8 protein-coding genes are annotated in these 17,336 nt (G+C 40.7%); 2 read left to right on the forward strand and 6 right to left on the reverse strand.

The features are described from left to right. Positions 1-54: 54 nt before the first annotated feature. The 6 genes from ABDW32_RS10860 to ABDW32_RS10885 all read right to left on the reverse strand — a co-directional run bounded on the left by ABDW32_RS10860 (position 55) and on the right by ABDW32_RS10885 (position 12,592). Entirely contained in the window at positions 55-1,899 is a 1,845-nt protein-coding gene (locus tag ABDW32_RS10860) for a RagB/SusD family nutrient uptake outer membrane protein (RefSeq protein ID WP_343562260.1), read from the reverse strand. Positions 1,900-1,911: 12 nt separating this feature from the next. Beyond that, positions 1,912-5,367: a TonB-dependent receptor gene (locus ABDW32_RS10865; protein WP_343562262.1), complete on the reverse strand. Its 3,456-nt coding sequence runs from the start codon at positions 5,365-5,367 to the stop codon at positions 1,912-1,914. 72 nt (positions 5,368-5,439) lie between these two features. Beyond that, entirely contained in the window at positions 5,440-6,681 is a 1,242-nt protein-coding gene (locus tag ABDW32_RS10870; RefSeq protein WP_343562265.1) for a DUF1343 domain-containing protein, read from the reverse strand. A gap of 442 nt (positions 6,682-7,123) precedes the next feature. Then, positions 7,124-7,771, reverse strand: coding sequence for a peptidoglycan recognition family protein (locus ABDW32_RS10875; protein ID WP_343562267.1), 648 nt, complete (start codon positions 7,769-7,771; stop codon positions 7,124-7,126). Between the two features lie 98 nt (positions 7,772-7,869). Continuing rightward, a complete protein-coding gene (locus tag ABDW32_RS10880; RefSeq protein ID WP_343562269.1) occupies positions 7,870-9,507 on the reverse strand; it encodes a SusD/RagB family nutrient-binding outer membrane lipoprotein in 1,638 nt (545 codons plus the stop codon). Positions 9,508-9,511: 4 nt separating this feature from the next. Further along, on the reverse strand, positions 9,512-12,592 hold the full coding sequence (locus ABDW32_RS10885) for a SusC/RagA family TonB-linked outer membrane protein (RefSeq protein ID WP_343562271.1): 3,081 nt from the start codon (positions 12,590-12,592) through the stop codon (positions 9,512-9,514). A gap of 314 nt (positions 12,593-12,906) precedes the next feature. Between ABDW32_RS10885 and ABDW32_RS10890 the strand changes: the two genes are divergently transcribed. Together ABDW32_RS10890 and ABDW32_RS10895 are read left to right on the forward strand one after the other, a co-directional pair. Continuing rightward, complete coding sequence (locus ABDW32_RS10890) at positions 12,907-15,915, forward strand: SusC/RagA family TonB-linked outer membrane protein (protein WP_343562273.1); 3,009 nt, start codon at positions 12,907-12,909, stop codon at positions 15,913-15,915. 95 nt (positions 15,916-16,010) lie between these two features. Continuing rightward, positions 16,011-17,306, forward strand: a complete 1,296-nt coding sequence (locus ABDW32_RS10895) for a RagB/SusD family nutrient uptake outer membrane protein (RefSeq protein ID WP_343562275.1) — start codon at positions 16,011-16,013, stop codon at positions 17,304-17,306. Positions 17,307-17,336 lie beyond the last annotated feature (30 nt).

Below are 17,336 nucleotides of genomic sequence, written 5' to 3' on the forward strand. Positions count from 1 at the left end.
AATAAAAAGCCTTGTCTAAAAGTTAGACAAGGCTTTTTATTGCTAAAAATTAAATTACCAACCCTTCGTTTGGGTTAATTTATAACCACGTTGCTCATATTCAACCATCTGCGCCTGGCCTACAGGAGCTAAATAATTCTTATCCAAAATCGCATTTCTGTTTGAAGCGTTTTGAACTACGATAAAACCAACCATTTCAGCAGCATTCGAACCATTGTACGTTACAACAGTACCATCGGCCTTCCTAACCTTAGTAACATTGATATAATTTGGTTTCAAAAAATCTGGTGCTTGTTTTGCAACATCAACCCAAATACCCGTGAAGTAATCCGTATTTTTTGAAAAATCCATATAGTTCAATTTCTTCCATCTTCTAAGATCCATTAAACGCGAATACTCGAAAACAAACTCCATCCGGCGTTCACGACGGATCTCCCACATCAATGGCGACACATCTCCATCACGCAGAGGGTCATTTGCGATAGCTCCCAACTGCAGGGCCGCAGTCTTTTTCACTCCTTTTGCTAAAGCTGTTTCATCCAAAGGCCTATTACGGATTGCATTAATTGACTTATCAATGTCCGACTGGCTTACTGGGGATCCCCCAAAAAATTCTGCTAAAATCTGTTTCGCTTCCAACCAGTTCAACACGACCTCCGCATATCGTATAACAGGAGCATCAGAAGTATTTGTATTGGAGTTCCATTTAGAATAATCTGGATTTGCGCTCGGAATTTTATACCCATTCCGCGCAACATACTTCGTTCCGTATACAAAAGTAGAAGCCTTTGAATTTAGGTCAGTATCAAATGAAGCCTCAAACCTAGGATCACGTGTCTTGGCCAGATTTGCCAGGGAGAAATCTGAAGCATTCTCTACAGCTGACGAACCAAATGGCTTACTATCAACACAAATAAATTCCTTAACCAAATTCAAGTTTGGAGCTGTTGCTTGTGCTTCAATACCATTTTGATAAGATCCTATTGCGTGAAATACATTGACAGAAGCATCATATTTACGATAAAGAATCACTTCTTTATTGCTATTCAAATCCTGTGAAGAAAATAAGCTTTTAAAGTCTGAAGCAAATGAAAATTTACCCGAATTCATTACAATATCAGCGGCACTTTGAGCTAATTCTAAATATTTTTTTGCCTTCGCCTGATCCAAACCATGGTATTTTTGCCAAGATCCTTCAAACAGCATAAGACGGGAAATAAAAGAGGCTGCTACATATTTATTCAACACGTTCACACCATCGTCATTTCGCATATTTTGCAGCACAAACACAAAATCATCATAAACGTGATCCATCACCTCCCCGCGATTCGTACGATCTTTATACTGTGTATCAAAATCAGCCGCAGGTATTTCTTTCTCAAAATAAGGCACATCCCCAAAAACAGAAACTAAACGCGCATATTCAAAACCCTTGAAAAAACGAGCCACAGCCGTCCAGTGATTGTATTGTTCTGGCGTTAAATTAGGCTTAGCCATATTCTCCAGCCGATCCAAAAAAATATTAGACTTACGCACCCAGGAAAAATTCCAGTTTGGCCCTGCATAACCACTCAGCCAATCTCCTGCTTCTGCAACAGAATATCTTGAATCTGGAATAGCGTTTTCAAAACTAGTCTGCTGACCACTAAAAGTTAAATCATCTGAGAGTGTATATCCTCTAACGGGCGTGTAATCCGTCGTATACGAACTATTATAACCATTAAAATATTGCGTATAAAATCCATTTGCAAACAGCCTGAGATCATTTTCATCTCGCCAGTAAAGCCCCTGCCCATCCGTAATTTTATCGAGAGCAGGACGATCCAACAAACTATTACAGCTCGCCAATCCCATTGAAGCCCCTAATAATATATATATAAATTTTGCTTTTATTTTCATGATAATTTTCAATTAGAATGTCAATTGAACACCTACAGACGCCGACTTAAAGGTAGGCGTCCCAACCCCCGTACGGCCACCGTTGTAATTATTTTTTAGCACATCAACAAACATATTCACGCCGTCCACGGCCTCCGGATCAATTGGTAACCCCTTCAACTTATCCCAAGTAAAGAAATTTTCCAACGCAGTGTAAACTCTCAGATTACTGATACCGATTCGTTTTAATGTGCCTGCCGGAACCGTGTAACCAAGTGTCAGATTCTTCACCCGTAGATAAGACATATCCAGCAAATAACGACTCTGAATCTGCATATTATTGATATCATTTGTTCCACCGTTATTAAAAGGAGCAGGATAAAAAGCATCTGTACGATCTTTGGTCCAATAGTTTGAAGACATTACCGCTGGCATAGCTCCATCTGAAGAATTGAATCCTGCCTGAGCTAAGAAACCTGTTCCCCAAACCTGTCTACTACCTACCCCCTGAAAGAATGCCGAAACATCAAATCCTTTAAAATCGGCGCCCAATCTAAAACCATACTCATATCGCGGTGTTGAATTACCAATAACTTTCAAATCACCATGATCCGCCAACGTTTTCTTACCATTATCAATCTTACCATCTCCGTTCAGATCCTTGAATTTAACATCGCCTGGGCCAAAGCGGAATGTAGCGGAATTTTGCACCCAGCTTTGATAAGCTCCATTCGGATCCGACAACTTATTCATTGTCTTACCATCTATAACCGTGGTAACTAATTCATTTCCATTATAGACGAAATCGCTATTTTGATACAGACGATCTGTTTCATATCCCCAAATCTCACCATAGGTCTTACCACTATAGTTTTCAGTAACAATCGTTGTTGTTCCGTACTCCGTGATTACAGACTTCGCATCAGAAATATTAGCACGCAAGTTGATACCTAAGCCATTTTCAAATCGATGATTAAAATCGACAGCAAACTCCCATCCGCGTGTACGCAACGCTCCAAAATTACCCATCGGGGCTTTAGAACCAAATGTAGGCGCAACACCTTCCATTGGCACAATCATATTCTTTGTATCCCGCTGATACCAATCGAACACAAAGCCGAGCTTATTTTTAAACAAACGCGCATCAAATCCTACATCTAATGTCGCGATGTCTTGCCAACCGATAGCGGATAAAACTGCGGCCGGAGAGCCGACAAACCAATTCCTATCCCCTGCATTACCTATCCATGTTGACTGGGAATTCTCCATAAAGCTAGTATATAGCGCATTGGAAACAGATTGATCACCAATGCTACCCCAAGATCCCCGGATTTTCAATTGGTTCATGAAATCGCTAGACCAGTCCATAAAAGACTCTTGCGATACGACCCACCCCGCAGAAACCGACGGATACCACTTCCATCTTAGATTTGTCGGGAATTTAGAAGATCCATCTCTGCGTAAATTAGCCTCAAAAAGATACTTGTCTTTATAAGCGTAATTCACACGACCAAAAAATCCTATTTGTGATTCCCAAAATTTCGCACCCGATCCAGTCACAGTCCCTGAACCAAAGGTTAATTGCGGATTCTTAATATCAAGCAACTTAGTAACTTGAGTCCAAGAATTTTCTGTTTTCTCCGCAATGCGGTTGAGACCCAACATAAATTTAAAATCATGATCATCTTCAAGATTTAAATTATAGGTCGTAAAAGCGTTGATCGTATGACGAAGGATATTAGAATTGTCCCTACGGTAATGGTCTGGATTAGCCCCTGACGCTGTATATGTAAAATAATCTAAGTCATATGCAGGCACAGCACCTTCAGCAGAAGCATCCACGTAGTTACCTGAGCCATCCACATACCTTTGATTTCCGGCAGCATCTAACTTTTTCACTGGAGCACCCCATGAATTACCGGCTGTAAAACGGGTTCCTGGCTGGTTCCAGAGCATTTCTTGATTTGAGAGTGTATAATCAAAATCGAGCTTCCAGTTATCCATAAAGTTTACTGTGGCACCCGCGTTGAAATTCATGTAGTTCTTTACTTGACTCGCTACATTTGCCGCGCCTGTCTCATAGGCCGGGCTACGGATTGGATCGCCGTCGCCATCATTTCCGTATGGGTACAATGAACTCCATCGGTACATATAAAGCCATGGGTCAGCCGTAGTTGAATTTGTTGCATATGGATACTGCTTATTCGTACGTGAATAAATGGCACCCGCACGCGCTGTAATATACTTGTTCAACTCGCTTGTAACTCTTACCGACGCATTATAACGAGAAAATTGATCGGTATTTGTTTTTAACATACCAGACTGATTAAGCATCCCCAACCCTACATTATACCCTGTTTTACCAGATTTTCCGGATAGCGATAAATTATGCTGCTGTGTCGGTGCCCATTCACGAATCATATAATCAAATGGATCATAAGTCCTAACGCCATATTTATATCCTGTTGCAGGATCAAAGTACCAATCACGGCCATATAACGTCGGATCCTCCTTACCAATGGTTGCACCATATTTTTCTTGCCATTCAACAGCCCTTTTATAGCTCTCTTCGTTGATTTTATAAAATGCACCAACAAAATTGTTTCCTTCTCGTTTTCCAGCATCCAAGGAATATCTCAAAGCATCTACAGTCCCCATTTCATATTTCTTGAATGGGTTCTGAAAAGAAAAATTATTAGAATAGCTGATCGTATTGCTTTCAGATTTTGCGCCTTGTTTTGTCGTTATCAGAACAACACCAAACGCCGCCTTAGCACCATAGATGGAAGAAGCGGCAGCATCTTTTAAAACAGTAATTGATTCGATATCATCTGGATTAACAACATTGATACTTGGTATCTCAACGTTATCCAATAAGATCAATGGATTACTAGATCCATTAATTGATCCTATTTGTCCCCTGATTTTAATAGTAGGATCAGAACCAACCTCGCCATTAGGTATTGTAATACTCAAACCAGGTGTACTCCCCTGCATTGCCCGACCAGCATCAGCAATTGGCCGCCCCTGCATTGTTTCTTTAATATTAATAGAAGCAACGGCACCAGTTAAATTTCCCTTCTTTTGGGTACCATAACCTACCACCACAACCTCTTCCAACGATTGATTATCCTCAACCAATGTCACATTAAGGGTATTCGAGGTAACAGTGACATCTTGCGCAACATATCCAATGGAAGAAAAACGCAGTTTGCTTCCCACAGCAGCTGTAATCTTGAAATGCCCCTGCGCATCGGTTTTGGTAGATGCACTTCCGCCTATTACAGAAACGCTCACTTCTGAGACTGGACCTTTTCCATCTGTCACAGTACCTTGTACTGTATTTTGCACCATACTTTTAGCGGAAGAGTTCAGAAGTGCACCCGTCAATTTAGTGCTATTCAAAGAACCTTCTTTCTTTGTAAAAGAATAGGATTCCGAAGGAAAACTCAATCCAAGAGCAACAGAAAATAGTACAAATTTTCTCATTGATTATAGAGTTTTAAAAATAAATGATCTAGTTAATATTGTTAGTTATTCGTTCGCATGACTTATTATAAATTATTCAAAATCAGCATACAGCAGATATTTTTTACGCATACTTTTATAAGCATTTAAATCATCCGCCCAGGAAGCCCTGATTTGCGCCTCAGACATTCCGGCTATGATCTGCTTACGCAATTGATCTGTTCCGGCAAGCTTGTCAAAAAATTCAGGCCTAGCGAAAAATGTCGCCTTATCCGGCGTCTTGTTATAAAAGTCGAGTAAATATTTTAAAGTAAATTTTTGACTATCAGGATTCAGCTCCCTCAGATCAATACCGTAATTTTTAGCACCTTTCCCCTCCACATGTTTTGACATACCATGACGTTCACCCGGCGTAAACACAAAAGAGCCATACACAGGATTTGTATAACCCAACACTTGGAAAGGCCAATCTGTACCGCGTCCCACCGAAATATCTGTTCCTTCAAACAAACATAAGGAGAGATACAAACGCACAGATAGCTGGTTTGGCAAACTCGGCGAGGGAATGACCGGCAGATTGTACATCTTTTTATGATCCCAATTTTGAACTTTTACGATTTGTAGTTCAGCCTGACGCCCATTTTCAAGCCATTTTTCACCATTGATCATCTGCGCGAGTTCACCTATGGTCAAACCGTGAATCATCGCGATTTTATGCCATGAAACATCAGACTTAAATTTATCGTCATGCCGCACAGGTCCATCCACCTGATCACCGTTAGGGTTGGGGCGATCCAAGACAATCAATTTTTTATTATGCTTTGCACATAATTCCATCACCCGGTGCAAAGAAGTAATATAGGTGTAGAAACGTGCTCCGACGTCCTGCAAATCAAAAATCATAACATCAATAGAATTGACAATCGAATCCTGTTTTTTATTTCCCCCGTACAGGGTAAATAAAGGCAGGCCTGTTTTTTGATCAACATCGTTACCAAATTTCTCCCCGCGTTCTACGTTACCGCGAAAACCGTGCTCCGGTGCAAAAGCAAACTTCAGATCAACTTTATTTTCAAGCAAAACATCTACCAGATGCCGTTTGTCACTCCCCACAATTGAAGTCTGATTGCCCATAACCCCAACTTTCTTACCTTTTAACTGTGGCAGATACAAAGACAGCTGGTCAGCCCCCGGGGCGATCATGCTTTTCTTGCTTATTGATAGCGTATCGCTATTTTTTGTATTTAGCCGTCTTGCTTTCAGTGAATTTCCGCAAGAGATAGTGGTAACAACAGATAGTACAAAGGCTAATTTTAGTAAGGCATATTTCATCATAAATAGACTATTTGCTCGTGCATAAATTGCATTTTTATGCACGAATAATTGAAAATCAGAATAAAAGTAAGTAGAAGTTTTCGTTTTTAAAACAAAATAACTTATAAAAACGCAAAAGAAAGTAAGTATTCACTTACAAATAGAAACAAAAACACGCCCTACAATATAGGCAAAATGAACAAAAACCCGCTTTAAAGCCTAATAATTATCGAAATAGGATTGAATTTGATAGAGAACAGTAAAGCCAGCAAAAAACAGAAAATAGTAATGCTACGTTTTAACATCTCATTAACAATACAGCAAAACAAAGCAAACATGCAAAAAAATTATGCCTTGTGAAGACCCAATATTGACAAGAGAACAGAGTTTTGAAAATTGGGGACAACAAAAAAAGCTGGGCAGCCAGATAATGCCACCGGTTAGTATATCAAAATATACCGGATTAAGGTAGGGGTTTGAGTTTTAGTTCAACCAAATGACCTCTTAAGGAGTTCATAAATTTATCCCCCGGATCATCTTTCCCTGTGATATATTTTGGATCAGTTTCCTTCCACCACGAAGTTTTTTTGAAGCGTTGATATTCATGGTGGCCGATCACATATTCAATAGCGTATTTTTTGCTAAGATAACGGATCAGTTCTTCATTTGCTTTCAATTGGGCATCCGTTAAAGGGTTCTGCCGACTACCTATATTTTCAATACCGATTGCACAATAATTAAGACCAATGGTATGTCGGGCAAATATAGTATCGGGCAGAAATTGATAGATCGTTCCATCACGGTCGATCACAAACTGGGAAGAGACATTGAGTGCACTGGCTTTCGTTAATTCTGGCCTCCCTGGCAATTTCACAGGATTGAACGTATTGAATGTTGCTTTTACACTATTATTTGCTGTCCAATGCACGACAATCATCCTCGGTCGTATTGTCGGCGTAGATTGATTTAAGCCGTGCCTATTTTTCAGATAATCCAGCGATAGTTGGATACGCTCCTGATTCCAGGTGATCGGTTTTTGAACAATCTTGGGTGATTGAGCAAGCAAGACTGTTGTAAACAGACAGTGAATAAACAATAAAAAACATCTCATCGTACAAATCTAACAATTTTAAAAATTTAAGCCAATGAATATAGAGCCAGTAAAAAGGCTTGAAGAAACCTTCAAGCCTTAAAAACATTTATCTCTTTTTACTTTTTATCCCACCAAACGGGTTCATTCAAATAAGTAGGAAGTTCAGCAGTAGGCGCAGCTTTTATCAACTGGGCCTTATTAAAATTCAGTTCGTAACTGGCCATAGCAAAACGGCGTGGCCAATCCGTTACATTTGGATAAGATTGAGTATATACATGAGGCACTCGTTTAAATCCTTTATAAATCCCCGACTGCTCGTTATAATTTCCATTTGCATCGGTACAGTAATCCATCCTGCGCATATCCACCCATTGCTCTGGAGAATAAGATAATGCTATATACTTCTGAATCATAACATGACTCATTGTTAATTTACCAACATCCTGCACAACGGACGAGCTATTTAAAAACCTTGAAATTTCTTGATTTCCAACCCCCATCAACTCCATGTGTATCTTAATACCGTCTTTATAAGCCTGCAACGCCAAGTCCTTCTGTCCTTTTCTCAACCGAATTTCCGCTTCAATAAATTTCATTTCTGCAGCAGTCACAAATAACCCCTTCGAGCCTTTATGATTGTACCAAGTACCTGTTGACAAAACACGTCCGTTGGTCGCTTTACTCTCTCGTAGAGCAATATAAATAGAATCTTTATTTGTGAAAGAATTAGTCTTTTCAGTATACGTATATGAAGCTGGTCCAGATAATACTATATTCGAACTCATATCTACTCCTTTAGTGAATCTAAAGCTTCCATCTTTTTCCTGAGATTGGGGGATCAGCAAAGCATAGCGGGGATCCAACATATTGTTATTCCCACTTGGAGCTCCTGTATAATTATTGGTAATATAGTTAATGTAAAGCTGTGTTACTCTTGTAGACGCAGAAGTATTCACATATTGTAGAGCTGCCTTATCTGTATTATCTGAAGAAACATCCGGATCATCAACATATTGATAAACTGTTGATTCTGCTGCTGTTTTTGCCGCTTTTCCTAAAGCCTCCAAAACCGCCTCAGGGTTATAAGTAGATTTTTTATTTAAGTGTGACAAAAACCTGGCTTTTAGGCCATAGGCTAACTTGATCCATTTACTTACATCTCCACCGTTGTAGGTATCTCCTTTTGACAGAGCGGGTGCAGCCGGTCCCTGTGTTTTATTTAAATCAATGATAGCCTCATCCAACAAGGGTATAATTTGACTATAAATGTATTCTGCATCATCAAAACTCGGCGTAATGTTATCCGCTTTATCAAAATCTTTATAAGGAGCCAAACCATAAAAGTCCGCTATAAATCCAAAACCCCAGGCTTTCATAATTTTACCTACCCCAATATAATGGTAAGCCCCAACTTTTTCCGCAGCAACCTCCATTGGCTTCAAGTTAACAGCCGTATTAACGTACCAAGCCTGCCAAGGCCAGTTCGCAGCAGAAGCATCAGAAAACCAACGTGACAAATTATAATTTCTAGCCGAGCCACTATAGACATTGGCCAGTTGCTGTGTAATATGTGCAGCTCTTGTCCCACCACTTTCATAGGCATCTGCAAATTGAGCTAAAATAGATGGTAAACGCTGGTCAGCAGCCGGAACTGTTGAATTGGCTGTATTAGGATTATCATTAACATCCAACCATTTGCTACATGACGATAACATCAATGCGCCAGCGGAAATTATATATACAATTTTTTTCATTTCACTAGAATTTTAGATTAACACCAAATGTAAATCCTGCTGTAGAGGGGACACCCGCATAGTCGATTCCAACCGATCCCGAGCCAGTTACTCCCGCCCCAGCAGCACTCGTTTCAGGATCAACCCCCTTATAATTTGTCAACAGCCATAGATTAGATCCAGTCAACGTAAACGATGCCCCTCTAATATATTTAGATCTCGTCAAAACATCCTTTGGAAGCGTATAAGTTAACGAAGCCGAACGTAAGCGAAACCAATTCACATTTTGCACAAAATTTGGGGTATGCTTTGCATATACATCTTTATAATACGCTTCCGATGCAATTACATCCCTTTCAATATGCTCGTATTGTTTTGTATTCGGATTTAATGACACACCAGAGAAATGAATCGTTTCACCTCTATTTTCTGTTACCTTACTCATACCATTCACAGTCATTAAATACTCACTCGCATTGTAAACGTCCCCACCTTTCCTAAAATCAAAAAGGAAGTTCAGATCCCAATTTTTATACTTAAAGCTATTATTAAAACCTCCAATAAAGTCAGGCTCTCTGTTCCCGATATAAGTTGTTGTCGAGGTAGAAGTCAAAGGCATCCCTGTATTGTAGTCGAGCAACAAGTTCCCCTGCTCATCTGTCTGCCACTTGGAGCCACTTATTGCCATAAAATCTCCGTTATTATATGAAGCCGCTTTACCCGTACCTACCTGTACATCGGTTACATATAAAATATCCAATCCCTGTAATAAATCTTTTACCCTTCCATTATTATGAGACAGGTTTAGCATCGTAGACCATTCAAAATTCTCATTTTTTATTGGAGAACCAGACAAAGACAATTCAAAACCCTTATTCTCCAATTCACCTATATTATAATAGCTAAGAATATAGCCAGTAGCGTTGGAAACACGCGGCTGAAGGATCTGATTTTTGGACAACGTATTATAATATGTAAATTCCAAGCCTAAACGGTTTTTCATGAACTTCAAATCGGTACCAACCTCAAATGAGTTTGTTTTTTCTGGAATCAATTGATCATTACCTCTTGTCCAATTATTTCTGAATCCACCCCCAATGGTAAGTTCAGGCCCAAATAGATACGTATTCGTCACATAAGGATTGGTATCTTTACCTACCGAAGCCCATGAAGAGCGAATTTTACCATAACTTAAGATATCGTTTTTCTCAAATAATTCTGTAAAAATTAAGCTTCCTGAAACTGAAGGATAGAAAAATGAACGATTATTTTTTGGCAATGTTGATGCCCAGTCGTTACGACCCGTCGCACTTATATAAGCTATACCTTTATAGCCAACTCTCAAATCACCATAAATTCCCATTAGCCTTCTGTTCGTAAAATTTTGGTTAAAATACTGATCCGCATGATCTGCATTGTTCAAACTTTCAAATCCTTTCAAAACAAAGTTTTCAGCGCGTAATGAGGTCGATTTCGTCTTCCAATCTTCAGCGGTTTGCCCTAACAATAAATTAAAATCCCAGTCATTGATCTGTTTTTTAAAGTTCAACATCAAATTGCTATTTAGATATTGGTATTTCTTATCCGTATTAGACATCATACCGTTTTGCCAAGCAATTTTAACACTCGAACCAGGATATAACATGGAATTAAATTGACTGGTATAATTATCTATACCAAGCCTATACGTAATATCGAACCAATCAGTTACCTTAACATTGGTATAAACGCTACCTAACAAACGGTCAGTTTTATCAGATTGGGGATTTTTATTAATAGTCCAATAGGGATTATCCGTATTATTTTCCGGCTCCAAATTGGGTAAAAGATATTTGTTTGTCCCATCCGCATTCAGATAGTCATGCATATCGTAGTTTCGAGGCCATATTAAAACACCTTCCATATAACCTGCACCACCTGCCCCCCAAAGACCAGAACCAGTCAATGTTTTTCTGGTATTACTATTTGAATATGAAGCATTTGCTCCAAAAGTAAAAATCCCTAGCTTCTGTTCTCCATTAAATCGAATCGTCGATCTTTTAAAATCGGTTGTCGGCACGACTCCTGATTGATATAGGTTTGAGCCAGATAAATAAAAATTCCCTTTAGCATTTCCTCCTGAAACATTGAAAGAATTATCAAACATATGCGCTGTTTGATAAAAATCCTTCATATTGTTATATACATTTTCGCCCGAAGCAAAAGGATCACCCCAAGATTCGATCGTTTCATCTATAAAAGACCCATTATAATAAGACCCCTTTTTAAATTTTGACTGTTGCTCAGGCAACTTGTTAACCCAATTTAATCCGAATCTTGAATTGATACCAACCGTTGTTGTTCCTTCTTGACCTTTTTTAGTTGTAATTACAATAGCTCCCGCCGCTGCTCGTAAGCCATACAACGCCGCCGCCGCTGGCCCCTTCAAAACGGACATCGACTCAATGTCCTCAGGATTGATATCTAATGCTCTATTCCCATTAGTTGTGGAAATACTTTGGTTACCATCAAAAGCAGAATTATCCCCTTGCCCAGTAGAATTATCCATTGGAATTCCATCGATCACAAAAAGAGGCTGGTTATCGCGCTCTAGTGATGTCCCTCCCCGAATTACGATATTAGCTGATGCTCCTGGCGCTCCACCAGAATTGGTCACGTTTACCCCAGCAATCTTTCCATTCAATGAATTAATAACATTGGGATTCTTATTCTTCATCAATTCATCGGCCTTGATATCTTGAACTGCATAACCTAACGCTTTCTTCTCTTTCTTAATCCCCATCGCTGTCACAACCACCTCTTCCAGCGCTTCCTCACTTCCAGAAAGTGAAATATTAACGGTCGCATCTGACCCCACAAGCTGCTGTTTTTCTTTAGACCCAACTGCCCGGAAAATTAAAATATCTCCTGGCTCGGCTTTAATCGTAAAACTTCCATCCGGGTTAGTTTGCGTGCTGACAGGCTTACCTTTGATGCTTACTGTAACATTAGCCATAGACCCACCATCCGAGGCATTCGTCACCTTACCTGTAATCGTTTTGGTCTGTGCCCATAAACTGGTAGATAGCATCACTCCTGAACAGAATAAGAGTAATTTTTTATTCATGGTATTTAGTTAGTTGTTAATAACTGATCATAACGGGAGGTTCCAGCCCGAGGTTTACATCAATTATAATACAATACTATAAAAAGGAGTTTAGTTATGCAAGTTTATGCATAAGTATTTGAAAAAGAATTAAAAATAATGGAACTACCGCATCTACCGACAAAAAAACACCCCTTAAATAAGCAGCAAAAACACATAAAAACGCAAAATGTAGCAAAAAAAATACAAAACAGTATTAACAAACTGCTAAAACCCCTATATTTATATTAAACAAAGATCACAATAGTCACCCTATTGTATTTAAATCTAAATTCATGACAAAACATCTACTAAACAGCAAGTTACCTTATCGTTGTTATGCACTTTTAGCGCTCTTAGGCACAAGTTCCATAGTGTTTGCGCAGCAAAAAAATTACACGATCAAAGGTAAAGTGACAGATTCCCGCACCGGACAATCTGTCCCCGGCACCACCATTAAACTCAAAGGAACAAACCAATCTGTCAGCACCAATGCGAATGGTGAGTTTACTTTAACCACATCCATCAATCCCGGAAAGTATGACCTTGTTTTATCCAATGTAGGTTATGCGCCCACCACCACCCCTATCGAACTCGGAAACCAGACAACCCTTACACTCGCTCCCAGTATTCAGGAAGATTTAGTGCGGATGAATGAGGTAATTGTTATCGGTAACGCGGTGGGAACAAGTCGCAAAGTCTTAGGCAATGCGGTATCGACCGTCAATGCCAAAGATATCGCCAACAGTAATGCAACCTCCATTGACCAGGCATTAACAGGTAAAGTAGCCGGAGCACAAATCTCCCAAAACTCCGGAAACCCTGCCGGCGGTATCAGCGTACAATTACGCGGCCCTAGTTCCATCGTTGGAGGCGGCAGTCCACTCTATATCGTGGATGGTGTTATTGTCAACAATTCCTCAACTGAACTACTGGATCTAGGTGGATATAGTCAGAATAGGTTGGTCGATATCAATCCCGCAGACATTGAGAACATCGAGATTATCAAAGGTGCTGCAGCGGCAGCAATCTATGGATCGAGAGCGAGCAATGGCGTGGTCCAGATTACCACAAAAAAAGGAAAAGAGGGAAAGCCTACTTTTACCTTTAGCACAAGCTTGAAAACCTCTTCTCTACGAAAAAAACTTCCGTATAATACCTACAACAAAACATTTGTCAATACAACGGCCACCGATCTCACGCAAACAGATGTCACAAGATACGATTACCAGGACAAAATCTTCCAGACCGGCATTGGCACAGACAATAACATTTCTATGTCGGGAGGTACGGCAGGCACAAAATACTATGTCAGCGGCAATTACCTAAACAACCAAGGTATTATCAAAAGTACCGATTTTACCCGTGCGGGACTCCGCGCACGCCTCGACCAGGATCTAAATTCCTGGCTAAAACTCGGTGCCGGAATGAACTATGTATATAGTCATTCCAATGAAATGCCCAATGGTGGCATGAATGAAGCCTATGGTGCGTTGACCGGATTTATTTTCAGCAATAATTTTATTGATCCCGAAAAAGACCAAAATGGGAAATATCCTTCCACGACACCAGTGAATGTGGTCAAACGGACAAACCCACTTGAAGCGATCAATAACTTTAAATTCGCTCAACGCACAAGCCGCTTTATCGGAAATCTGTCCCTACAGGCAAAACCGCTCGAAGGTTTAACACTGAATTATATCTTGGGATTTGATAATACCAACTCCCTTGGCACGGCCTATATCCCACCCGGTAATACCACTCCTTCTTATGGAACGGGTTACGCCCAACGTGCGGATATCAGCACCTTTATGCTTAATAATGATTTCAATGCCTCTTATCAGACAAAGATTGGAGATTGGCTGGAATCGACTTCCGGAGCAGGCTTAACCTTCCAGACCGAAAAAAACATGTCCACCAACATGAAAGCGACACAAATGGGATATGGCGGCGAAACAATCAACAATGGCGTTGTTATACCAACGGAACTCCGCTCCGATATGAATATTTTCGGTGCCTTTTTCCAACAGACATTCGGGATCAAAGAGAAACTGTATCTAACGGGTGCTATTCGCTATGATATGTCCTCTGTTTTTGGAAGCGAGAATCGTAGCCAATTCTATCCAAAGGTAAGTGGTAGCTATGTCCTATCCAATGAACAGTTCTGGCAGAATTCAGCGATCAATAATGTTCTCTCAAGTTTTAAGATCCGTGCTTCCTATGGACAATCTGGCAATTTAACAGCTCTTAGCCCTTTCGACAGATACACCAACTATTCCCCATTTAACACAGGTGGTATTAATGGAATTATTCCCACCGATCGTATGGGGAACGAGGGTATAAAACCTGAGCGACAAGAAGAATTTGAAATAGGTACAGATCTGAGTATGTTCAGAGACCGTTTGGGACTGGAATTTTCCTATTATCGAAAAAATGTCAAAGACCTCCTTATGAACATCAATTTGACGCCTTCCACAGGTTATATGTCCCAATACGCCAACATTGGAACAATGACCAACCGAGGAATGGAATTTCTATTACGTGGGATTCCAGTATTAAAAGAAAACTTCAAATGGAATATTACGGCTGTTTACTCCCACAACAAAAACGTCGTCAATAACGTTCCAGGAGGAATATTAATGTATTCCGCTGGATTCGGCCAAGTGGCTGCAGTCAACGGATCCCCCTTAGGAGCCTTCTACGCAACTTATTTTGCACGAAACGAAGACGGATCCATTTATCACAATGCGGCTGGCCTTCCGACTACAGCCAAAGTTGGAAAAGACAGCAATGGTGTACCTACCGGAGCCACACTTAAAAAAGTTATTGGCGACCCCAACCCGGATTGGACAGGGTCTTTGATTAACGAAATCAATGTCGGATCAAAATGGACCTTCCGGGCTCAATTAGATGCCGTCGTCGGTCAGGATGTCTTTAATTTCACGAGGCGTGTCGGTGATCGCGACTTATATGGCGGCCTTGCAGGATATGAGCCAGAACTGAGAAGTGAGGTTCCCAAAGGTACTTCAGCAGCATTGTTCTCCATTATGGAAAACTGGATTGAAAAGGGATCCTTCGTCAAAGTGAGAGAAGTCTCAGCATCTTACAATTGGGCACGTCCAAACGCTAAGATTAAAAATATCCGTTTTTCCCTAGCTGGCCGCAACTTATTCTCTTTCGACAATTATAGCGGTTGGGACCCTGAAGTCAATGCTGCAGGCCAGAGCAATGCCGTCCGTGGATTCGATTTCGTCGAAGTCCCACTCCCAAGGCAGGTCATTGCAGGCGTTAATCTGACATTTTAACTTAACAATATAGCATAACCATGATGCTTGGACAGCACATCGTTACATGGGTAAAACCATTCTCCGCTGTCTTATCATCCAAAAAAAATATTCCAATGAAAAAGATTTTCAATTATAAATTCTTCCTGCTTTCAGCAATGGCTTTGAGTCTCAATAGCTGTAAAATGGATGTGCCCAACATAAACCAACCAAGTGGAAGTGCAGTCCCAACAACTCGGGAAGGCATTATCGCCATTAGCGCTGGTTTACAGATGTACTATTCCACCAATGGCGTAGCCGCGGCTTATTTTTACCCTGCCGTAACAGCACGCGAACTTAAGGGCGTTGCGACCTTTACCAACACGTTAGAACTTGAGGCAGGGGGTACCGAATTACCTACAGCCAACGGAAACATCCTAACCCTATGGTCAAGTATGCAAAAACTTCTCGGTATGAGTGAAAGTGTGCTCAACAATGCCTCCTCCATCAGTTCCCTAAGCGGCGGCACACTATCCGGCACTTTGGCGAATGCCCACTTATACAGAGCAATAGCGCTTGGCGCACTGGCAACAAGTTTTGAGAAAGCGAATACACAGACGCAAAAAGATGGTAAAGTGACTTTCGTGGATAGACAAGCGGTCCTTGCAGAGGCTATCAAATCTTTAAACACGGCAATTGCCCTGGTACAACAAACACCCATATCAGCCGAATTTACATCGAGTGTAACCGGATCGACCATTAACCTACTGAATTGCCTACACGCCTTCAATGCACGCTTCAACCTTATGGCCGGCAATTACCAACAGGCCTACAGTGAAGCTAACCTTGTTGATTTAAGCAAAAAAAGTACATTCACCTATACAGCAATAAGTGTTAATCCCCTTTGGAATCAGACCAATATCTTGAAATACTACGTCGTTAGAGAAAACCTGGGCCTCCCGACAGGGCTATTTGAAACTGGCGATAAACGTCTTGACTTCTATACCAAACTTAGCGGTACAACGCTCCAGCTTAAAGGTTTCTCCGAGACGCAGACCGGGGAAATTCCGGTTTACTTACCCGATGAAATGAAACTGATCAAAGCCGAAGCCTTATTACGCAACAACGGTTCGTTGACCGAGGCACGCGATCTGATCAATGAAGTCCGTACCCAAGCCAACGGTGATCTATTCAACGTCAATGCTGGTCTTCCGGCATACGCCGGAGCCGTCAACAAAAATGACCTGTTGCTCGAAGTCTATAAACAGCGTTGCGCAGAATTATTTATGTCTGGCTTACGACTCGAAGACAGCAGACGGTTCGGCCGCCCTGCCCCGCCACAAAACACAACAGAACGCAACCGGAATTTCTATCCTTACCCAGATCAGGAAAGAATCGGTAATCCGAATACACCTGCGGATCCCGCTATTTAAGAAAATAGGGGCTATCACAACAAGATAGCC

Origin of the sequence: Sphingobacterium sp. (assembly GCF_039596235.1) — a bacterium.
Lineage (GTDB): Bacteria > Bacteroidota > Bacteroidia > Sphingobacteriales > Sphingobacteriaceae > Sphingobacterium.